Genomic DNA, 21,429 nt, shown 5'->3' on the forward strand with positions numbered 1-21,429 from the left:
CGGGCTAGAAGCCCAGGTAGGCGTGGCGCGTGCGGTCGTCGGAGAGCAGCTCGGCGGAGGGCCCCTCGATGGCCACCCGGCCCTGGTTGAGGACGACGCCGCTGTCGGTCGCGCCCAGCGCCCCGGCGGCGTTCTGCTCCACGAGGACGACCGTGAGCCCGGTGCGCTCGCGCAGGTCGCGCAGGAGGGCGAAGATCTGCTTGGTGACCAGGGGCGCCAGGCCCAGGGAGGGCTCGTCCAGCAGCAGCACCCGGGGGCGGCCCATGAGGGCGCGGCCGATGGCGAGCATCTGGCGCTCGCCGCCGGAGAGGGTGCCCGCGGACCGGCCCAGCCGCTGCACCAGCGGCGGGAACAGCTCCAGCACCTCGGCCTCGGTCGCGCGGTCGCGCCGGGAGGAGCGCCACAGCGCGCCCAGGCGCAGGTTCTCCTCGACGGTGAGCTCGGTGATGACGCCGCCGCCCTCGGGGACGTGGGCAAGGCCCCGGGTGATGACGCGTTCGGCGGGCAGCCGGGTGATGTCCTCGCCGCCGAGCAGGACCCGGCCGGAGTCGGCCCGGTGCAGGCCGGTGAGGGTGCGCAGCAGGGTGGTCTTGCCCGCGCCGTTGGCGCCCAGGACGGCCTGGAACCCGCGTTCGGGGACGGTGAAGGAGACGGAGTCCAGGGCGCGGACCGCTCCGTAGGAGGCGCTGAGGCCCTCGATCTCCAGCAGGCCGCTCATCGGTCGTCCCCCTCGTCGTCGGCGGTTCCCAGGTAGGCGCGGGTGACCAGGGGGTCGTTGCGCACCTCGTCGGGGGTACCGGTGGAGATGACCCGACCGAAGTCCAGGACGACGATGTGGTCGCAGACCTCCATGACCAGGTCCATGTGGTGTTCGACGAGGACGACGGCCATGTCCTCGCCCAGGGTGCGGATCTGCGCCGCGAGGTCGTCGATCTGTCCGCCGGACAGCCCTCCGGCGGGCTCGTCGAGCAGCAGCAGTTCGGGGTCGCACACGCAGGCGCGGGCGAGGGCGACCTGCTTCTGGACGCCGTAGGGGAGGGTGCCGGGCAGCCGGTGGGCGACGTCGGCGACGCCGAACCGCTCCAGGGCGGCCAGGGCGCTCTCGCGGAGTTCGCGCTCGTCGCGGTGGTGGCGGCCCAGTCCGGTGAGGAGGGAGAGCGGTCCGCCGCGGGCGAGGCGGTCGGCCCCGGCGACGACGTTGTCCAGGACGGTCATCAGCGGGAAGAGGTTGAGGCCCTGGAAGGTGCGCGCGATCCCGGCGCGCGCCAGGTGGTGGGGCTTGTTGCCGGGCGGGGGGCCGCCCTTCCAGGTGAGGGTGCCGGCGGTGGGGCGCAGCACGCCGGAGAGCACGTTGAACAGGGTGGTCTTGCCCGCCCCGTTGGGGCCGATGAGACCGGTGACGCCGCCCGGGCGCACCCGCAGCCCGACGTCGTCGAGGGCGGTCAGTCCGCCGAAGCGGACCGTGATCCCCTCCGCCGTCAGGAGGTGTTCGGTCGCTGTGGTCGCCATGGGATGGCTTCACTCCGCCTTTCGTGTCGCGGACCGGCTTTTATACCGACCGGTTGGTATGAAGGGGTTGCGGGCCGCCTCCGGCCGTCGCCCCGGAGAGCTCAGTTGAAGATGCGGGCCAGGTCCACGCGGGACCTGATGCCGAGCTTTCGGAAGATGCCCCGGAGATGGTGCTCCACCGTGCGCGGGCTGATGAACATGTGGGCGGCCACCTCGCGGTTGGTCGCGCCCTCCGCGACCAGCCGGGCGATCTGCTGCTGCTGTGCGGTCAGCTCGCCGGTGGACGGTGACTCCGGCCCGCGCTCCCCCGTTCCGAGGGCGCGCAGCTCGGCCCGGGTCTGTCGGACCCACAGCCGGGCGCCGAAGCGCTCGAAGGACTCCTGCGCGTTGTGCAGGTGTTCCCGGGCCCGTCCGGGCAGCCGGGCACGGCGCAGGTAGGCGCCGAAGAGCAGCTGGGTACGGGCGTGTTCGACGTCGTCGTCACCGCAGGCCCGGTGGAAGGCCAGGGCGCTCTCGAAGTGGTCTGCGGCCTCGTCCTGGGAGGCCAGCAGTCCGGCGCAGCGCTCGGCCAGGGCCAGGGCCGCGGGCGAGCCGATCGAGTCGGCCCAGCGGCGGTAGCCGGCCAGGGAGGTGCGCGCCCACTCCGTCTCTCCTATGCGGGTGGCCGCCTCGACGAAGTGCGGCGCGGTGAGCAGCCGCATCGTCGGGTGCCCCTGCCCGGGTCCGGCGTGGACGAGCGAGCGCAGCCGGAAGAAGGCCTCGGCGGCGTTGCCGCGCGACAGCTCCAGGACGGCCAGCGCCCACGAGGCCAGGGCCGCGGCCAGTCCGAGGCTGTTCTCACCCGCCTGGGAGGCGACGGCCCGCGCCCGGATCCGGCAGGTGTCGACGTCGCCCTGGATGGCCGCGATCATCGCCAGCGACGCCAGGTGCTGGGTGGCCCAGATGGTCTGGCCGCTCTCCCGGGACACCCGCAGCCCGTGGAGGGCGGTCCCGGCGGCGGACGGGAAGCGCCCGCTCCAGAACTCGGAGAACACCAGGAACCCCAGGGCCGCGGGTATGGTGGCCCGCTCGCCCGACTGGCGGGCGAGTTCCACGGCCCGGGTGTTGGCGCGCCGCACGAACAGGCTGTCCGACAGGCGCAGCCCGGCCACTCCTCCCCAGATCAGCTCCGAGGGCCGGTCGACGACCTCCGCGAGCCGGGCGGCCTCGCGCAGCAGGGGGGTGGAGCCGGGGTAGTCGCCCCGGAAGGAGATGGTGCACCCCTCCAGGAAGGAGGCGGCCATGTGCACCCGCTCGGGGTCGTCCGGGCGCACCAGCGGCAGCGCCAGCTCGGCGGCGCGCGCGTGGCGCACCGGGTCGCCCGCCAGGGAGGCCGAGTCGGACGAGCGGACCAGGGTGCGCAGGGCCAGCAGCCGGTCGTGCGGGATGAGGTCGCGGCCCACCCCGTAGAGCATCTCCGCGACGTCGATCGCGTTGGAGGAGCGCATGGCTATCTGGGCGTCGACGAGGTCGATCAGGGCGCGCCGCCGGTCGGTGACGGCCAGCGGCCTGGCCTTGGCGGTGAGCAGCGCCGCGTGCTCGGAGCGCCCCGCCATGTACGACTCGTAGGCCGCGCTGTTCAGGCGGCAGGCGCGGAGGTCGGGGTCCGGGGTGAGCAGGGCGGCCCGCTCGTGGGCGAGTGAGGCGGCCGTGCGCCCCGCGGCGTGCTTGGCCGTCCGGGCGACGGCCTCCACCGAGTCGGCGAGCTCGGCGTCGGGGCCGTCGGCCCCGGCGGCGGTGTGCCGGACGAACCGCACCGGGTCCGTCTCCGGGTCGGAGACGCCCGCCAGGGCCCGGTGTGCGGCGCGGCGGGCGGACGCGGGCGCGTCCTGCGCGAACGCCCGGCCCACCAGCGGGTCGGTGAAGACGACGGTGTCGTCCTCCACCCGGACCGCTCCGACCTCCTCCGCGGGCTCCAGGTCGGCCGTGGCCGGACCGTCCGTACCGGCCGCGCGGGCGATCAGGTGGAGCGGGATGTCCTCGCCCAGGGCCGCCAGCAGCAGCAGGGAGCGGGTGCGCTCGGGCAGGTCGCGGTAGGGGGCCAGCAGGTCGGCTCGGAGCCGGGCGGGCAGCCGCGGCTCCTCGGGGAACGGGTCGCCGGGGTCGGGGAGCCTCGTCTCCAGGATTCCCAGGAGGACGGCGGGGTTGCCGTGGGCCGCGCGCACCAGCACGGTGCGGGCCGGTGCCGGGAGTCCGGCCGGAGCCCGGTCGGTCAGGATGTCGTGGAGCGCCCGCTCGCTCAGCGGGTGCAGCGGCTGCTCGGGCACGCCCGACACCAGGTCGTGGGTGGAACCGGGCTTGACCCGGCCGTCGCGGGCGGCGAACACGATCGCCGTTCCGGTGCCGGACAGGCGGCGGGCGGCGAAGGCGAGGGCGTCCAGGGAGGGGCCGTCCATCCGTTCGGCGTCGTCGACGCACACCAGGAGGGGGCCGTCGGCGGTGAGCCGGTCCAGCAGGGCGGTGGACAGGGCCAGCCGGTCGCCGACCCGGCCCCGGGAGAGGGCCTCGGCCAGCGGGGCGGGGTGCGGGGCCAGCGGGCGCAGCAGGCGCTCGAGCCCGGCCAGGGGGAGGTCCGCCTCGTCGGCGACGCCCCCGCAGTGGAGGACGGTGAAATCACCGGCGTCGGCGCGCAGGTGGGCCAGCAGCGTGCTCTTGCCCAGACCCGGTCCGCCGGTGAGGAGGAGGCACGCGCCGCGCCGGGCCCTCGCGTCGTCCAGTACTTTGGCGAGGACCCGCAGTTCCGTGTCCCGGCCCCGCAGGCGGATCGCCCCGGGGTCGGTGTTCCTGCCGATCACGGGCCCAGATTCGCACAGCGGACCCCTGTTGCGGCAGGTGCGGGCGGGCACACTGGTCGTTTCACCGATACCCGCACGGAGTCGCACGGGCGGGGGCGCGGGGCCTTACCGGGCGCCGGGGGACGATCCCGGAGACGCCTGTTCCCCCCGTTTCACCTGGGAATCCGTGCCCAAAAAAGGTGATGTGTATCACCCAAGATCTCGTCTTTCGGGGATACCGGCCCGCACACTGTGGTTATCAAGCCGTAACGCGTCGGGAAGCGGACCCCGCGATCCCGACAAAAGGGACACACGTGCCGCGAGATAGTTTTTTGTCCTCTCCGGGACACTGTCGCGGCCGCCCCGCCCGGGATATCAGTGCGGGGACCCACCCGACGGCAGGAGGGAACCGCCTCGATGCTGAACCGCCCACTGGTCGCACACGTCCCGCGCCCCCGGGTCGCCCCGCCCACCTTCGGCGTCGAGGAGGAGTTCTTCGTCGTCGACCCGCGCACCCGCCGCATCCTGTCCCGCGCTCCCGACCTGCTGGAGCGCACCCGCATGGCCGACCGCCTGTGCGGCGAGTTCACCCGGGTTCAGGTGGAGGCCAACAGCCCGGTGTGCGGCGACGCCGCGGACGCCCGCCGGTTCCTGCGCGCCGCCCGGCGCGAACTGGCCCGGGCCGCCGACGTCGCGGGGCTGGCCGTGGTCGCCTCGGGAACCGCCGTCCTGGGGGACCCCGCCGAGGCCGACGTCAGCGACGGCGCCCGCTACGCCGACATCTCCGCCCACTTCGGGGCGCTGCGCGAATCGCACGTGGTCTGCGGATGCCACGTGCACGTGGGGGTCTCCGACCGGGAGGGCGCGGTGCTGGCCGTCGGACACCTGCGCCGGTGGCTGCCCTTCCTGGTGGCCATGTCGGCGAACTCGCCCTTCCAGAACGGCCGCGACACCGGGCACGCCAGCTGGCGCACCATCGCCTGGAACCGGCTGCCCTCGGCGGGCCCGCCCCCGGACCTGCGCTCCCTGGCCGACCACGAGCGGGCGGTGCGGGCTCTGGCGGAGGCCGGGGCGATCCTGGACCGGCACATGGTCTATTGGGACGTCCGGCTCTCCGACCACCTGCCCACCCTGGAGATCCGGGTGGGCGACGTGGCCCCCACCGCCGAGGAGGCGCTGCTGTTCGCCGTCCTCACCCGCGGCCTGACCACCCGGGTCCTGGCCGACGTCGACCGCGGCGTCCCCGCCCCGGAGATCACGGACACCGCCCTGCGCTCCGCCATGTGGCGGGCGGCCCGCGACGGGCTGGAGGGGGTGGTCCCGGACCCCCTCACCGGTGAGTCCCTGCCCGCGGCGGTGGCCATGGACCGGCTGCTGGCGGCGGCCCTGCCGGGGCTGCTCGACAACGGCGACGCCGACCTGGCCTCCGACCTGCTGGACCGGCTGCGCCGGCGCGGCTCGGGGGCGGCCCGCCAGCGGGCGGCCCACGATCGCCGGGGCCGCCTCACCGACGTCGTGGACCACCTCATCGACCACACCCTGGAAGGGCTATGACCCCTCGCGCTCCAGGTCGGCACCGGTGGGCGGGTCCGCCCCCTCGCGGGTGACGGTGACGGCCGCGGCCCGGGCGGCGAAGGACAGCATCTCCTCCAGCTCCTCCTTCGTCAGCCCGGCCAGCCGGGCGCGGGGGTCCTCCCCCAGCCGGTCCCGGCCGTCCAGCCAGGACAGCAGGGCGCCCATGAACGTGTCGCCCGCGCCGACCGTGTCCACCACCCGGACCCGGGGTGCGGCCGCCTCGGCCCGCACCCCGTGGGCGAGGGCGAAGGCGCCCTCCGCGCCGCGGGTGACCACGACCAGCGAGGGGCCCAGGTCGGCCACCGCCGCGGCGGCCTCCTCCGTGTTCCGGTCCGGGTACAGGAAGGCCAGGTCCTCGTCGCTGGCCTTCACGACGTGCGCCTGCGCCAGGTCCCGCAGGGCCAGCACCCGGGCGGTGTCCGGGTCCCCGATGACGCCCGGGCGGATGTTGGGGTCGACGCTGATCGTCACCCGGCCCCGCCCGTGCTCGCGCCGCAGCAGCGCCTCGACCGCGCCCGCGCCCGGTTCCCGGAACAGCGCCAGGGACGCCGCGTGCAGGGCGCGCACCCCCGGTTCGAGCTCCTCGGGCAGCTCGCCGGAGCGCCACCGCCAGTCGGCGGCGTCGTCCATCCGGAAGTCGTACACCGCCGATCCGTCCACGCCCAGCCGGGCCAGCGCCAGCGCCGACGGCTCCTCGGCGGGCAGCAGCCCCTCCGGGTCCAGTCCCTCCACCGCCAGCCGGTGCCGGATCGCCCGCCCGAACCCGTCCGCGCCGATCCGGGCCAGGAAGCGGGTGGGCACACCCAGGCGGCGCGCGGCGACGGCCGTGTTGGCCGGGCCTCCCCCCGGGGCGGCCCGCAGCAGGCCCGGCTCGCCGGGTACCGGCAGCAGGTCCATGACGTTCTCACCGACCACCACCAGGTGCGGCGCCGTGTGCTCGCGCACCGCCGCCGCCAGGGACACCGACAGCGGCAGCTGCGGCAGCAGGGTCGCCTGGTAGGCGTGGTACACGTCCGGCTTGCCCGGCCAGACCGTGGCCGCGGGCCGGTTGTCCGGGTCGAGCTCGTGGTGCCAGCTGCCGTGCTCGAAGTCCAGGTGGTACCGCTCGGCGTAGTCCCACCACAGCTCGAAGTACTCCAGCAGGGACCGGTCGCCGGTGTGCAGGGCCAGGGCCCACGCCGCCATGGTCGCCTCGGCCGCCACCCAGTGCATGCGCTCGCGCACCACCGGGCGGTCGTTCCAGTCCAGGGTGTAGACGAAGCCCTCGGCGCCGTCGGTGTTCCAGCCGCGTTCGACCGCGTGGGAGAACAGGGCCCGGGCGTCCGTGCGCAGCCACGCGGGGGCGGGCTCGCCCGCCCGGTCCAGGGCGATCTCCAGGTGGACCAGCAGGCGCGCCCACTCCAGCAGGTGGCCGGTGGTGCTCCCGAACGGCCGGAACGGGTGGTCCGGGAGGTCCCGGTTGTAGTCCGGCAGGGGCTTCCAGTCGGCGGTGAAGTGCTCCGGCAGCCGCCAGTCGTGGTCCGCAGCCACCCCGTGGACCAGGCGCTCGGCGATGGACAGCGCCCGGCGGGTCCACACGGTGTCGCCGGTGGCGTCGGCGGCGGCCAGGAACGCCTCGACGGCGTGCATGTTGCTGTTGGCTCCGCGGTAGTCCTCGGTCCCGGTCCAGTCCGCGTCCCAGCTCTCCAGCAGGGCGCCCGCGGACTCGTCCCAGAAGCGCTCCTCGATGACGGCCAGCGCCTCGTCGAGCAGTTCCCGCGCGCCCGGGCACCCGGCGACGGCCGCCGAGGCGGCGGCCAGCGCGACGAAGGTGTGCGGGTAGGCGGACTTGCGCCCTTGGGAGCGCTCCCGGGGAACCTCGTCGAACCACCCGCCCTGTTCTCCGTCGCGCAGCGGCCCCCGGGCCAGCGCCCGGACGCCGTGGTCGGCGAGCTCGGCCGCGTCGGCGTCACCCCGCAGGTGTGCCAGGGAGAACACGTGCGTCATCCGCGCGGTGATCCACGTCTGTACCGGCCGGTCCGGCTCCACCCGGCCCCGTGCGTCCAGGGCCCCGAACCCGTCCGCCACCGCCGAGGCCGCCGCGAACCCGCGCAGGCGCGCCTCTTCCTCCCTCAACCGGCCCGGGTCGCCCGGCGGCCGCTGCGTCACAGTCACGTTCCCTCGTCTCCTCCAGCGCCCGGCACCTCGTGGGCGGGCGACGGTCATGGACCAGAGACAACGTTGACACAAGCCGGGGGAAAGGTCACCCCGCACCCCCCGCCCAACCTGTGCTCACCCGCTCCCCGAGGCGGGGTGGAGGTGCCTCCGGTACCCCAGATCGGCCGACCGGCAGGTCCACTTGATGTGCTCGGCGACCGAGACCGGGTCGTCCGCCATGGGGATGTGGCCGCTGCCGACCAGGGCGACCATGCGGGCGGTGGGCACCCGCCGGTGCGCGTGCCCGGCACTGGAGGGCAGCAGGGTCCGGTCGCGGTCGCCCCAGGCGATGGTGACGGGGCAGTCGATCGGCCGGGCCGTGAAGTCGTACTCGGCGATGCGCGGGATCATCCGGATGAACGGCGCGCCCTCCTGGAGCCCGCGGACGCTGAAGTGCGTGGCCTTGGCCTGCGGCGAGGAGGGGTCGCCGCGCAGGACCACCCGTGCCAGGGCCCGGGCCGGGCGCGTGCTCGCCAGCCGCTCCTTGACCGGCATGGGGACCCGGGTGGCGAGGCGGGCGAACGCGCCCACGGTGTGCAGCCCCCAGCGGCCCAGGGTGTCGGAGAACCCGGCGGGAGAGAACACCGTCACGGACCCGGCGACCCCCCGGACGCCGAGTTCGAGGGAGATGGACCCGCCCAGCGAGTTGCCCGCGACGTGGGGGCGCTCCAGCTCGTGGAACCGGCAGAACGCCTCCACCGCGTCGGTCATCGACATGACGTCGTAGGGCTCCCCCTCCGGGGGCGCCGGGGTGCGGCCGAACCCCGGGAGGTCGACGCAGAACACCCGGTAGTCGCCGACCAGGCGGGGGACGACCTTGCTCCAGCTCTGGCGGCGGTCGCCCAGTCCGTGGAGGAGGACCAGCGGTCGGCCGGTCCCCCGCTGCTCGAAGGCGATGCGAGTCGGATCCATGACGGCTGGTCTACCCCGTGTCGCGGTCCCGTCCCCGCGTTCGTGGACGGATGCTGAACGGAATATGTCGTTTTCTCACCCTCCGCCCGCCCGTTCTCTACGAACGGTGACGCTCCGGTGACCGGGTGAGGACGACCCCGGCGAGCACCATCAGCAGGCCGAGCAGCGGGCCCAGGCCCAGGCCGAGGCCGGTCACGGTCAGGGTCAGCAGGCCGCCGCCGGTCAGGGCCGCGGCCACCAGCACCCGGACGAGGCCGGGCGAGCCGGAGAGCATCCTGGGCGGGTTCTCGAACCGGACCGCCCAGTGGGCCAGCGGCAGGATCAGCGGCACCAGGACCACCAGGCCCAGGACGCCCCACACGATCCACAGACCGGTCATCGGCTCCGGGGTGTCGATGCCCAGGCCGAAGACCACGACCCCGGCGACCACGCTGATCGGCAGCATGTGCCACAGGTACACGGTCATCAGCTGGGGGCAGATCCGGTCCAGCAGGCGCGCGGGTCCGGGCTTGTCGGCCCAGGCGCCGATCGCCTCGCGGGCCAGCAGCGCCACACCGATCTGGAGCGCGCCCAGGGCCTCCAGCACCAGCGTCGGCGGGGCCACGTTGGAGGTCTCGGCGGCGAACACGCCCGTCATGTTCAGCGAGTACGGGCCGAACGTCACCAGGGTGAGGGCGGTCAGCGCGCCCGCGCCGGCCAGCAGTGCGGCGTGGATCCGGCGGACGCGCCCGGTCACGTAGAGGAAGCCCAGCTGGTGCACGGCCAGCCAGACGAACGCGACGTTGAGGTAGCCCAGCCACTCGACACCGGCGCCGAACCGGACCAGGTCGACGGTCACCGAACCGGCCGCGAGGCCCGCCAGGGCCCACCAGCCGAAGCGCTCCTGGGCCAGCGCGAGCACCGGGGTGCAGACGACCACCAGCACGTACACCGCCAGGAACCACAGGACCATGCCCGCGGCCCCCGCGCCCACCAGCACCGGCTGCGCGGGCGCGCCCGCCAGCACCAGCACGTGGGAGACGGCGATCCACAGCACCGCCAGCGGCACCACCGGCCAGGCGAGCCTGCGCAGCCGCCTGGCGTACCAGGTGGCCGCGGGGACGCCCCGGCCCGCTGCGGCCCGCCAGCTGATGAGGTTCGCGGCGCCGCCGACGAAGAAGATCAGCGGCATGACCTGGGAGACCCAGGTGAGGGCGAAGCCGCCCTCGGTGGAGAGCACGCTCCCGGCGTCGAGCATGCCCTGGTTCTGCGCCAGGACGGGGAGCCACCAGTGCTGGGCCACGACCAGCACCATGACCAGCAGGCGGAGGACGTCGAGGAAGCGGTCCCGGCCGGCGGCCGGGGCGCTGTGCGACTCGACGCCCGTGAGGGTCCGGGCCGTCGTCGGGGTCGGCGGGCCCTCGGGGCCTGCGGTCAGGGTCATCCGATCACTCCTTGGATCGTCCTGCCGGCGTGCCCGGACACGCGGGTGTCCCGGGAAGGCCGCACCGGCCGGGTTGAGGGGGAGGACGCTCACACTCGCGTCCCGTCGAAGGGATCGCGCCGGAGATCGCGGAGGGATCGGCCACCGGACCGGGCACGTCGTATTCCACGACCTTAGGTGTGATCGACCGGTGATCGCGATGGATCTGACGCCTCTTTACCCGGGGCGGTTCGCCCGACCGGCGATGGTGGTGCGTGCACCACCACGGCCGGGGCCCCCGCCCCCGTGACATCAGGGAGCGGTGGGCAGCGCGCGCTTGTGCGCGGTGGCGCGGTAGCGGGCCACCAGCGCCTCCTCGACCTCCGCGGGGACGGACAGGCCCTCCAGGAAGTCGTCGATCTGCTCGTAGGTGAGGCCCAGGGCCTCCTCGTCCGGCTTCTGCGGGGACAGCGACTCCAGGTCCGCGGTGGGGACCTTGTGCACCAGGTCGCGGGGGGCGCCCAGGGCGGCGGCCACGGCCCGCACCCGGCGCTTGGTGAGGCCGGTCAGCGGGACGAGGTCCGCGCCGCCGTCGCCGTACTTGGTGAAGAACCCGGTGACGGCCTCGGCCGCGTGGTCGGTGCCGACCACCAGGCCGCGCATGCCGCCCGCGACCGCGTACTGGGCGATCATCCGCTGGCGGGCCTTGACGTTGCCGATGACGAAGTCCTCGGCCGCCGCGTCGGGGTAGGCCGTCCCGGCCTCGCGCAGGGAAGCGGCCATCGCCTCGGTGGCCGGGCGGATGTCGACGGTGAGGAGCCGGTCGGGGTCGGTGAACTCGACGGCGCGGGTGGCGTCGGCCTCGTCCCTCTGCTCACCGTGGGGCAGGCGCATCGCGATGTACTCGGCGTCGCCCCTGGCCGATCGGACCCGGTCGACGGCCAGCCGGCACAGCCGCCCCGCGGTGAGGGAGTCGACGCCCCCGCTGATGCCGAGGACGAGGGCGGCGGCGCCGGTGGTGGTCAGGCGTTCGGCGAGGAAGGCGACGCGCCGCTCGATCTCGGCGTGCACGTCGAACTCCTCGGCGACCTCGAGGTCGCGGATGATCTCACGGCGTTCGCGGCTGAGCTCTGTGTCGGTCACGTGGGGTCCCCCGGGCGATGCGGTGCGGCTGTCGGCCGATTATCACCTGTCCGCAACACCTGATGTGACATCGGCGACCTGTTCGTCCGGTTCTGCGGACCCGCGCAGGCGGCGGGCGAACCGCTCGTAGTCCACGACCAGTCCGTCCCCGTCCACCGTGAGCCGGTACTCCCCGTGCAGCGGGTCTCGGTAGGTGTACACCTCCAGGCCGTCCGCGGCCGGGTGGCGGGCGTAGCGCTGGCGCACCCGGCGCACCCGCAGGGACGGCACGTCGATCCAGGCCACCGCGATGTTGCGGTACTCCCCCGGGCGCAGGCCCAGGCGGCGGATCGGCAGGGTGTTGGTGAGGGGGGTGGCGGCGACGTCCGCGTCCAGGCAGCCCACCAGCTCCGGCAGGGGCCGGCCCTCGCCGTCGGTCCAGTGCCCGCCCTGGGCGGACAGGACCACCGAGGACGGTCCGCGGGCGGAGAGCACCTCCACCCGCACCTCGCGGGTGGCCCAGGCGAGGTCGGCGCGGACCCCGAAGCGCACGAAGTAGCCGGCGCCGTCGTCGTCCACGACGGTCTCCCCCGCCTCCAGGCGGTAGCCGTCGGGTTCGGGAAGGAGGGCACCCAGACCGAGGCCCTCGGGGACGTCGGTGCGGGCCCAGGCGGCCGGGTGTTCCTTCGGTGACGACATGTCACCGTTCTACCGTTCCGGGGACACGCGCGCCAGGCCGGACCCGGCCGGAACGCCCCCGGCCCCGGCTCCGCCGCCGACGAGGACGGAGCGGGGGCGAGTATCGACAACCCCGGGGCCGCGCCCTAGCCTGGGAACCAGGGCGGGGACCGGTCACCCCCGCACCCCCGCCCCGCGACGACCCCCCGTCCCCGTCCGAGAGTCGAGGACGAACGGCCTTCCCGAGCCGCCGTACAGAAAGCGGGAGGACCATGACGAGCGGAACCGTCCCGGCCTGCGGGCGCCGCCGCGGCGACCACCCACCGGTGATGGGCGGCGTTCCCCCCGCCGACCCCGACTTCACCGGCCGCGAGGCGATCCTCGAGCAGATCCACGAGGCCCTGCACCGGAGCGACTCCGCCCGCTACCTCATCGGGGGCGGCAGCGGTGTGGGCAAGAGCCTCATCGCCAGCCAGTACGCGCACCGGTACGCCGACCACTACGACCTGATCTGGTGGGTGCCGGCCGCCACCGACATCGACGTCAACGGCTCCTACCTGCGCCTGGCAGAACAGATCGGCCTGACCGTCTCCCACGACCACATCGCCCGCACCGTCCAGGGCGTGCGCCGGGCGCTGGCCCGCGACCCCGGGATCGGCTCCTGGCTGCTGGTGTTCGACGGGGCGGCGGACCTGGAGACGCTGTCCGCCGACTACATGCCCCAGGGCGGCGGCCGCATCCTCATCACCAGCCAGGACCGCCGCCGCCCGCACCGGGGCCTCCTGGGCCGTCTCGTCGACGGCCGCATCGTCCCCCGGCTCGACACCGCCGAGAGCCTGTCCCTGCTGCGCCGGCTGTGCCCCGGGCGGCTGGAGCCGATCGGCACCGGGGAGCGCCTGGCCGAGCACCTGGAGCACCTGCCGCTGGCCCTGGCCCAGGTCGGCGCGTTCCTGCGGGAGTCGCCGCTGGGGACCGAGGAGTTCCTCGACCGCTTCCAGGAGCGCTACACCGACAAGGTCACCCGGATGGGCACCGACGACGAGCACACCGCCCCGCTGGCGGCCGCCTGGGAGATCCAGGCCGAGGAGCTGCTCTCCGGGGACGCGGTCTCGCGCTCGGTGGTGGAGCTGGTGCGCCTGTGCGCCTTCCTGGCCCCCCTGCCGCTGTCGCGGTCCTTCTTCTCCGGGGCCCCCGACCCGGAGGCGGGTCCCGCGCAGGCGGGGCTGTTCGGCGACGAGGCGCACCTGGACCGGGTGCTGGAGTTCATGCGACGGCGGCGGCTCGCCTCCGTCCGGCCCGACGGCTTCCACCTGCACGAGCTGTTCCAGGAGGTCATCCGCGACTCGATGCCGCTGGTGGAGAAGGTGCGCTACCGCGACCTGGCCCGGCGGCTGCTGGCCCGCAACGACCCCGGCGAGCCCACCGACCCCGCGCACCGCCACGGCTACCTGCTGATGCACGCCCACGTGAAGGCCTCCCAGGCCTGGTCCGGGCGCGACCCGCGGGTGCGCGGCATGGTCCTCAACGTGATCGACTTCCTCACCGAGACCGGTGAGTACCCCAAGGCCGTCGCCGTCGCCGACCAGGCGGTCAACGCCTGGGGCGACGACCCCGTCCTGCTGCTCCACGCACGGCTGCGGCGCAACATGATCCGCCGCCTGCACAGCGAGTACGCGACCGCGCTGGCCGAGGCGCGCGACATCCACTCCGGTGAGGTGGCCCGGGGCGGACCCGACTCCGACGAGGCCCTGGAGGCGCTGCGCGCGGTCGCCATCGCCCTGAGCGGACTGGCCCGGTTCGACGAGGCCGAGCGGCTGTTCCGGCAGATCCTCGACCACCGGCGCGAGCGCGCGCCCGGTGACGAGCACACCCTGGAGGCGGCGCAGAACTACGCCCAGGTGCTGCTGGAGCAGGGGCGGTTCACCGAGGCGCTGGCGGTCTCCGAGCGGAACCTGCGCGAGCGCGCCGCCCTGCTGGGCCCGGACAGCGTGTCCACCCTGCGCACCGACCTGCACCTGGGCCTGACCCTGGTGTTCCTGGGCCGCTGGGAGGAGGCGCGCGACCGGCTGGAGGACTGCCTGGCGCGGTTCGCGGCGCAGGCGGCCTCCGACACCCCGCACGCGCTCCAGGGGCTGCTGGTCCTGGCCGCCGTGTACCGCGGCCTGGGGGACACCGCGGCCGCGCTGGAGCACTCCACCCGGGCGCTGGCCCTGTACCGGAGGCGCTACCCGCCGACGGTGCGCCAGACGCTGTACGGGCGGGTCGTGCACATGGTGACGCTCGCGCTCGCGGGGCGCGGAGAGGAGGCGGCCGCCGAGGCGCGGCTCCTGCTGCCGCCCACCGACGAGCGTTTCCCCGACGACCACCCGTTCCCGGCGTGGGCCCGGGTGGGGGCGGGCATCGCGCTGCGCTCGCAGGGGGCGTTCGCCGCCGCGGCCGAACTGGACCGGGCGGCGCTGGAGCGGCTCCGGGCGCTCTACGGCGCGGGGTCGTTCAACACCCTGGCGGCGGCGCTCAACCTGGCGACGGACCTGTTCGGACTGGAGCGCCGCGAGGACGCGCGCGCCCTGGACTCCCTGACCGAGGCGGACTGCCGCGCCATCCTGGAGCCGGATCACCCGATCCTGCTGACGGCACGGCGCAACCACCTGGTGAGCCGCCAGGCGATGGGCGAGGACGTGAAAGAGGAGTGGGCCGAGCTGTACCGGGTGCTGGTGTCCCGGTTCGGGCCCGCCCACCCCTCGGTGGTGTCCATGTCCTCCTACACCCGCCAGGACTGCGATGTCCCGCCGGTCGTGGCGGTGTAGGAGCGGGAACGAGAGAGGGCCGTCAGTTCTTGGCGGTCGCCAGGAAGGTGGTCCATTCGTCGTTCCTGAACCCGAGCTGCGCGAGGTCCGGGTTCACCGAGTCCCGGAAGCGCGATTCCCCGGATTCCAGGTTCAGCACTTCACAGCACGCGCCGACATCATAGGAGTAGCGCGACTTCCGCCACTGCCCGAAGAATGCCGAACCGTTTTCCGAACGACTGACCATTATCCGTCCACTCTGACTGATATAGCCATGCTGGCCAAAGAAAATTTATGCATCCAGCGCCAGCAAAAGCGGGCAAATAACGACAAGCCGCCCGAGATCATGGGCGACCCGTGAACACGGAACCTGCCGCGCTCCCGGCGCCGGGCGCAGCGAACAACTCTTTCTTCCATGTGGAACGCATGGGGCGCAAGCAACACCTGGGAAAGAGGAGATCGCTTTTATATAACGTTGCCCCCGTGATACCGACCACCGAAAGAAGCTTGGAAATCAGGGGCACTTCGTGCCCGGATGTCTTTTTATACATCCGCTGATTGACTTCTATGCACCGCCTGGGAGGCGGGGGAACGGCAGCGGCCCGGGTCGCGCGCCTCGACCCGGGCCGCCGGAACGGGGAGGACGGCCTCCCCCTAGGAGAAAGGTACTGTCCGAACCGCCCGAGGGGGGCGGTTCGCGCACTTCCGACACACCTTGTTCACCGCCGTGCCGGCAGGTCCGGCGTGAACGGCCCCCCTCCCGCACCGCCGATGGGGAGGGGGGCCGGGTCCGTGAGGCCCGCACGGGGAGGCGCCGGCGGGGTTCTGGAGGCCCGGAGGAGATGTCCGGGGAACGAGGACGTTCCCGTGGGGCCGAAGGTTCCCGCCTTCCGGGGGCGCCGAACGCGAACCGAAGCGGAGGTTCAGAAAAACACGGCCTAGTCCCAGTCCAGGCCGCCGCCGGTCTGGTACTCGATCACGCGGGTCTCGAAGAAGTTCTTCTCCTTCTGGAGGTCCATCATCTCGCTCATCCACGGGAACGGGTTCTCCGTCTCGCCGAAGATGGGCGCCAGGCCGATCTGCTCGGCGCGGCGGTCCGTGATGAAGTGCATGTACTTCTCGCACAGCTCGGAGTTGAGGCCGAGGATGCCGCGCGGCATGGTCTCGCGGCCGTAGGCGACCTCCAGCTCACAGGCGTCGGTCAGCATCTGCCGGACCTCGGCCTGGAACTCCTCGGTCCACAGGTGCGGGTTCTCGATCTTGATCTGGTTGATCACGTCGATGCCGAAGTTCAGGTGGATCGACTCGTCGCGCAGGATGTACTGGTACTGCTCGGCGATGCCGACCATCTTGTTCCGGCGGCCCAGCGACAGGATCTGGGCGAAGCCGGTGTAGAACCACATGCCCTCGAAGATCACGTAGAACGCCACCAGGTCGCGCAGGAACGCCTGGTCCGCCTCCGGGGTCCCGGTGCTGAAGTCCGGGTCCTCCAGGTTCTGCGTGTACTTGAGCGCCCAGGCGTCCTTCGCGGTGATGGACGGGATCTCCCGGTACATGTTGAAGAGCTCGCCCTCGTCCAGGCCCAGGCTCTCGCAGATGTACTGGAAGGTGTGCGTGTGCACGGCCTCCTCGAACGCCTGGCGCAGCAGGTACTGGCGGCACTCGGGGTTGGTGAGCTGCCGGTACACCGCCAGGACGATGTTGTTCGCGACCAGGGACTCCGCGGTGGCGAAGAAGCCCAGGTTGCGCTTGAGCATGAGCCGCTCGTCCTCGGTGAGCCCGTCACGGGACTTCCACAGGGCGATGTCGGCCTGCATGGCGACCTCGGTGGGCATCCAGTGGTTGTTGCACCCGGAGAGGTACTTCTCCCAGGCCCAGGTGTACTTGAGCGGGAGGAGCTGGTTGACGTCGGCGCGGGCGTTGATCATCGCCTTGTCGTCGACGTTGACGCGCGCGGCGTCGCGCTCGATCTCGCCCAGGCCGCTGGCGGCGCTCGCGGTGTTCTCAGAGGTCGCGGTCATATGTCTTTCCTTCTCCGGGAGGCCCCGGAAGCGCTTCGTGTGACTGGAGAGGGCCGCCCGCCCGTGGACGGGCGGGCGGCCGGGGTCGCGTCGCGGGCCGCGGGGGCCGCGGTGCTACTGGCAGGCCTCGCACTCGGGGTCGTCGATGGAGCAGGCCTGCCCCTCGACGATCTCGAACTCCTCCTCGACCGGCTCGGCGGCGGGCGCCGGGCGGGCGGCCGCCGGCGCGGGGGCCGGGGCGGGCGCGGGGGCCGGAGTGGCGACCGGAGCCGCGGCGGGGGTCGCGGAGACCGCGTTGAGGCGGCCGTCCGTGCCCTTGAGCGTGCTCTTCTCCACGTGGGTGGCGCTCTGCGAACGCAGGTAGTAGGTGGTCTTGAGACCGGAGCGCCAGGCGCGGCGGTACAGGGCGTCCAGCTTCTTGCCGCTGGGGGCCGCCATGTACAGGTTGAGCGACTGGGCCTGGTCGATCCACTTCTGGCGGCGGGCGCCGGCGTCGACCAGCCAGTCGGGGTCGACCTCGAAGGCGGTGGCGTACAGCGCCTTCAGGTCGTCCGGCACGCGGTCGATCCGCCCGAGGCTGCCGTCGTGCAGCTTGAGCTGGGAGACCATGTCCTCGTCCCACAGGCCGCGGGCCTTGAGGTCGCGGACCAGGTAGTCGTTGACGACGGTGAAGTCGCCGGACATGTTCGACTTGACGAACAGGTTGCGGTAGACCGGCTCGATCGACTGGCTGACGCCGGTGATGTTGGCGATGGTCGCGGTGGGCGCGATCGCCATCACGTTGGAGTTGCGCATGCCGGTCTTCTTGACCTTCTCGCGCAGCGAGAACCAGTCGAGGGTCTGGCCGCGGTCCATGTCGAGGTCGCCGCCGCGCTCCTTGGCGAGCAGGCGCACGGAGTCGATGGGCAGGATGCCCTGGCTCCACAGCGAGCCCTCGAAGCTCTCGTAGGCGCCGCGCTCGGCGGCCAGCTCCACGGACGCCTCGATGGCGTGGTAGCTGATGAGCTCCATGCTCTCGTCGGCGAACTCCACGGCGCCCTGGGAGGCGTAGGGCAGGCGCAGCTTGAACAGCGCGTCCTGGAAGCCCATCAGGCCCAGGCCCACGGGGCGGTGGCGCATGTTGGCGCGCTCGGCCTCGGGGATCGTGTAGAAGTTCACGTCGATGACGTTGTCGAGCATGCGCACGGCGGTGCGGACGGTGCGGCGCAGGCGCTCGACGTCGATGCCGTCGGGGCCGGTGTGCTGGGCCAGGTTGACCGAGCCCAGGTTGCAGACCGCGACCTCCTCGGAGTTCGTGTTGAGCGTGATCTCGGTGCACAGGTTGGAGGAGTGCACCACGCCGACGTGCTGCTGCGGGGAGCGCAGGTTGGACGGGTCCTTGAAGGTGATCCAGGGGTGGCCCGTCTCGAACAGCATGGTGAGCATGCGGCGCCACAGGTCGACGGCGCGGACCCGCTTGAAGACCTTGATGCGGCCCTCGTCGGCGGCCTTCTCGTAGGAGGCGTAGGCCTCGGCGAAGGCGGTGCCGTACAGGTCGTGCAGGTCGGGGACCTCGTTGGGCGAGAACAGGGTCCACTCGCCGTCCTGCTCCACGCGCTGCATGAACAGGTCCGGAACCCAGTTCGCGGTGTTCATGTCGTGGGTGCGGCGGCGCTCGTCGCCGGTGTTCTTGCGCAGGTCGAGGAATTCCTCGATGTCGATGTGCCAGGTCTCCAGGTAGGCGCAGACCGCGCCCTTGCGCTTGCCGCCCTGGTTGACCGCGACCGCGGTGTCGTTGGCGATCTTCAGGAACGGGACGACGCCCTGGCTCTTGCCGTTGGTGCCCTTGATGTGGGAGCCCAGGCCGCGGACGGGGGTCCAGTCGTTGCCCAGGCCGCCGGAGTACTTGGACAGCATCGCGTTGTTGCTGATGCCGTGGAAGATCTCCTGGAGGTCGTCACCGATGGTGGTGAGGAAGCAGGAGGACAGCTGGGCGCGCACCGTGCCGGAGTTGAACAGGGTGGGCGTGGAGGCCATGAAGTCGAACGAGGACAGCAGCTCGTAGAACTCGATGGCGCGGGCCTCGCGGTCGTCCTCGTTGAGGGCCAGGCCCATGGCGACGCGCATGAAGAACGCCTGCGGCAGCTCGTAGCGGGTGTCGTCGCTGTGCAGGAAGTAGCGGTCGTAGAGGGTCTGGAGGCCGAGGAAGGTGAACTGCTCGTCGCGGTCGGCGTGCAGGGCCCGGCCCAGGCGCTCCAGGTCGAACTTGGCCAGGGCCGGGTCGAGCTGGCCCAGGTCGATGCCGCGGCTGACGTACGCGGGCAGGTAGGTGGCGTAGCGGTCGGCCATGTCGGTCTGGGTGGCGGAGTCGGGGGTCCCCGCGATGAAGCTCAGGGCCTCGCTGCGCAGCTTGTCCAGCAGCAGGCGGGCGGCGACGTACGAGTAGTCCGGGTCGACCTCGACGTAGCTGCGGGCGGCCATGATCAGGGCCAACTGGACCTCGGAGTCGGGGATGCCGGGGTACAGGCCGCGGCGGGCCTCCGCCAGGACCTTCTCCGCCGAAACACCGGCCAGCCGCTCACAGGCCTCGGTCACGACGCGCTCGATCCGGTCGAGGGCGGCGGGCGGCGCGCTCTCGGCGGTCGGCTCGGGCCGAACGGATGCGGGCGCGGCCTCGACGTCAAGGGTCATACAGCGGCTCCAACCTCGAATAGAAGAAGTCCCGGCGGGGTGGGGACGGTGGCTACAGGGTCATGCGGCGCCCGCCGGACGATCGGCGCACCGGGTGCGTACGGTCGTCTCGGCGTGTCACGGGTCGCCCTCTCCCAAGCCCCCGTTCCCTACAAGCGCAGCACGGCCAGGCGTGCGCGCCGGTGTTCGGTTCTCGTTCGCGCGGGCCGTCGTCCGGCCGCCCGGAATCTCGGGGGTTCCGGGCCGGTCGCGGCGGTCGCGTCCCACTGATCCGGCAGGGTCCGTCCCGGGATCTCTCCGGCGTTCCCTGCCACCCCGAAGGGTGAAGCACCAGCGGGAGTAGATACTACATCTAGGGGCTAGTGCTAGGAACCACCGCAAGATAGTGGCGTGTCGCTGTTTTCTCACGTTCTTCGATGATCGTCGAACTCACCCTCGGAGCGTGGTATGGGGGCACGCATCCGGGCACGTGGAACGGCATCGCCGGGCGTCCGGAGCGGGTCCGGGAGGCGTGCCCGGCCGACCCGTCCGAGGACGGTCGTGGCCAGCCTAAGACTCCCGCGGAGCGGTTCGCGCCCGACCCCGCCCCGGGAGTCGCCCGGCCGCCCGGCAGGCCCTGCTCCTCCAGGCCGGAGGAGTCCGGAGAACCTGGCGTACCCGGTCGGTGCCGCGCGCCCCGGCGGGGTCCGGAGCGACCTCGGTCACCTCGATCGCGGGCGTGTCGCACACGGACCCGGACATCCCCGGACACGCCGCCCCGCTCTCCCGCCCGGCCACGCCGGGCACCCCCGTGCGGAGCCGCACGGGCCGTCCCGGACCGGCCGCGCCCGGGCACCCGGGCGCGGGGCCGGACCCCGGCCGGAGGGGACGCGGCGGGCGGGCGCGCCGGAGGCGACACGGCGACCGGGACGCGCCGAAGCAGGCCGACGCCGGGCGACACCCGGGCACGGGACCCGACCGGGGCGGCGGGACGCGTCGAAGCGGGCGACCGCCGGGCGGCGCCCGGGGACACCAGGGCTCCGGAGGGGCACAGCCGACCCGGGGGCGCGCGGACCGGCCGGGCGCGGGGCCGGACTCCGGCCGGAGGGGACACGGCGGGCGGGCGCGCCGGAGGCGACACGGCGACCGGGACGCGCCGAAGCGGGCCGACGCCGGGCGGCGCCCGGGGTCACTCGTCGTCGAGGCGGCGGTCCAGGTCGTCCTCGGGCAGGCCGAGGTCGGCGCGGATGCGGAAGCGGATGCGCAGCAGCTCCCACAGCAGGTCGTGGACGTAGGGCGTGAGGTCGCGGTCGAGGAACCGCCTCGCCCCCTCGGTGGCCCACCGCTCGGCGCCCACCAGGTCGTCGTGGGCGTACAGGGCCTCGGCGACGTGCAGGTAGGTCTGGAGGCTGCGCGGTTCTTCGCTCTCCAGCCGTTTGAGCTGCGCCCCCGCCTGCTCCATCTCGTCGAGCTGGAGCAGGGCGCCCGCGCTCAGGGCGCGCGCGTCGATGACCGTGGGGCCGCCGTCGTCGATCGCCCGCTGGTAGGCCGAGCAGGCGCGCTCGTACTCCTGGGCGATCTCCCACTGCTCGCCCGCCCGGACGAACAGCTCGGCCCGGGAGATCTCGCTCCCCGCGTCGACCCGGTTGGCCAGGTCGAGGAGCCGTGCGGCGACCTCGCCGTGTTCGCCCGAACGGACGGCGTGGAATTCCAGACGGTCGAGCTCCGCCGTCGTCACGCGGGTCACCCGCATCGTCCCCTCCACC

The 21,429-nt window shown here is 73.2% G+C and carries 14 protein-coding genes and 1 pseudogene; 2 read left to right on the forward strand and 13 right to left on the reverse strand.

From position 1 onward, the window contains the following. Positions 1-4: 4 nt before the first annotated feature. From ACSUPR_RS14820 to ACSUPR_RS14830, 3 genes are all read right to left on the reverse strand, one after another. Complete coding sequence (locus tag ACSUPR_RS14820) at positions 5-718, reverse strand: ABC transporter ATP-binding protein (RefSeq protein ID WP_436885198.1); 714 nt, start codon at positions 716-718, stop codon at positions 5-7. Continuing rightward, positions 715-1,509, reverse strand: a complete 795-nt coding sequence (locus ACSUPR_RS14825; RefSeq protein WP_436885199.1) for an ABC transporter ATP-binding protein — start codon at positions 1,507-1,509, stop codon at positions 715-717. The genes ACSUPR_RS14820 and ACSUPR_RS14825 overlap by 4 nt, the downstream gene beginning before the upstream one ends. Before the next feature lie 101 nt (positions 1,510-1,610). Beyond that, a complete protein-coding gene (locus ACSUPR_RS14830; protein WP_436885200.1) occupies positions 1,611-4,394 on the reverse strand; it encodes a LuxR C-terminal-related transcriptional regulator in 2,784 nt (927 codons plus the stop codon). Positions 4,395-4,739: 345 nt separating this feature from the next. Here ACSUPR_RS14830 and ACSUPR_RS14835 point away from each other — a divergent pair, with 345 nt between their 5' ends. After that, complete coding sequence (locus ACSUPR_RS14835) at positions 4,740-5,876, forward strand: carboxylate-amine ligase (protein ID WP_436885201.1); 1,137 nt, start codon at positions 4,740-4,742, stop codon at positions 5,874-5,876. Here ACSUPR_RS14835 and ACSUPR_RS14840 read toward each other — a convergent pair. The 6 genes and pseudogenes from ACSUPR_RS14840 to ACSUPR_RS14865 all read right to left on the reverse strand — a co-directional run bounded on the left by ACSUPR_RS14840 (position 5,871) and on the right by ACSUPR_RS14865 (position 12,228). Continuing rightward, positions 5,871-6,794, reverse strand: a complete 924-nt coding sequence (locus tag ACSUPR_RS14840; RefSeq protein WP_436892019.1) for a carbohydrate kinase family protein — start codon at positions 6,792-6,794, stop codon at positions 5,871-5,873. The genes ACSUPR_RS14835 and ACSUPR_RS14840 overlap by 6 nt on opposite strands. Positions 6,795-6,839: 45 nt before the next feature. Then, positions 6,840-8,102 (reverse strand): annotated as a pseudogene (locus ACSUPR_RS14845) (AGE family epimerase/isomerase); the annotation flags it as partial. A gap of 66 nt (positions 8,103-8,168) precedes the next feature. Continuing rightward, positions 8,169-9,005, reverse strand: coding sequence for an alpha/beta fold hydrolase (locus tag ACSUPR_RS14850; RefSeq protein WP_436885202.1), 837 nt, complete (start codon positions 9,003-9,005; stop codon positions 8,169-8,171). 97 nt (positions 9,006-9,102) lie between these two features. Continuing rightward, complete coding sequence (locus ACSUPR_RS14855) at positions 9,103-10,428, reverse strand: acyltransferase family protein (protein ID WP_436885203.1); 1,326 nt, start codon at positions 10,426-10,428, stop codon at positions 9,103-9,105. Positions 10,429-10,719: 291 nt separating this feature from the next. Continuing rightward, positions 10,720-11,550 carry an ammonia-dependent NAD(+) synthetase gene (nadE, locus tag ACSUPR_RS14860; RefSeq protein WP_436885204.1) on the reverse strand — a complete coding sequence of 277 codons (831 nt, stop codon included), beginning with the start codon at positions 11,548-11,550 and terminating at the stop codon, positions 10,720-10,722. A gap of 42 nt (positions 11,551-11,592) precedes the next feature. Beyond that, positions 11,593-12,228, reverse strand: a complete 636-nt coding sequence (locus ACSUPR_RS14865) for a putative glycolipid-binding domain-containing protein (RefSeq protein ID WP_436885205.1) — start codon at positions 12,226-12,228, stop codon at positions 11,593-11,595. A gap of 251 nt (positions 12,229-12,479) precedes the next feature. Between ACSUPR_RS14865 and fxsT the strand changes: the two genes are divergently transcribed. Further along, positions 12,480-15,014 (forward strand): FxSxx-COOH system tetratricopeptide repeat protein, encoded by a 2,535-nt coding sequence (fxsT, locus tag ACSUPR_RS14870; protein ID WP_436885206.1) that lies wholly within the window; start codon positions 12,480-12,482, stop codon positions 15,012-15,014. A 22-nt stretch (positions 15,015-15,036) separates the two neighbouring features. Here fxsT and ACSUPR_RS14875 read toward each other — a convergent pair whose 3' ends face one another. From ACSUPR_RS14875 to ACSUPR_RS14890, 4 genes are all read right to left on the reverse strand, one after another. Next, positions 15,037-15,240, reverse strand: a complete 204-nt coding sequence (locus ACSUPR_RS14875; RefSeq protein ID WP_436885207.1) for a DUF397 domain-containing protein — start codon at positions 15,238-15,240, stop codon at positions 15,037-15,039. A 691-nt stretch (positions 15,241-15,931) separates the two neighbouring features. Beyond that, positions 15,932-17,014 carry a ribonucleotide-diphosphate reductase subunit beta gene (locus ACSUPR_RS14880; protein ID WP_436885208.1) on the reverse strand — a complete coding sequence of 361 codons (1,083 nt, stop codon included), beginning with the start codon at positions 17,012-17,014 and terminating at the stop codon, positions 15,932-15,934. Positions 17,015-17,128: 114 nt separating this feature from the next. Continuing rightward, positions 17,129-19,684, reverse strand: a complete 2,556-nt coding sequence (locus ACSUPR_RS14885) for a ribonucleoside-diphosphate reductase subunit alpha (RefSeq protein WP_436885209.1) — start codon at positions 19,682-19,684, stop codon at positions 17,129-17,131. A gap of 1,168 nt (positions 19,685-20,852) precedes the next feature. Then, positions 20,853-21,416 (reverse strand): hypothetical protein, encoded by a 564-nt coding sequence (locus ACSUPR_RS14890; protein ID WP_436885210.1) that lies wholly within the window; start codon positions 21,414-21,416, stop codon positions 20,853-20,855. Positions 21,417-21,429 lie beyond the last annotated feature (13 nt).

Source organism: Nocardiopsis dassonvillei (assembly GCF_964273065.1).
Taxonomy (GTDB): Bacteria; Actinomycetota; Actinomycetes; order Streptosporangiales; family Streptosporangiaceae; genus Nocardiopsis; species Nocardiopsis dassonvillei_B.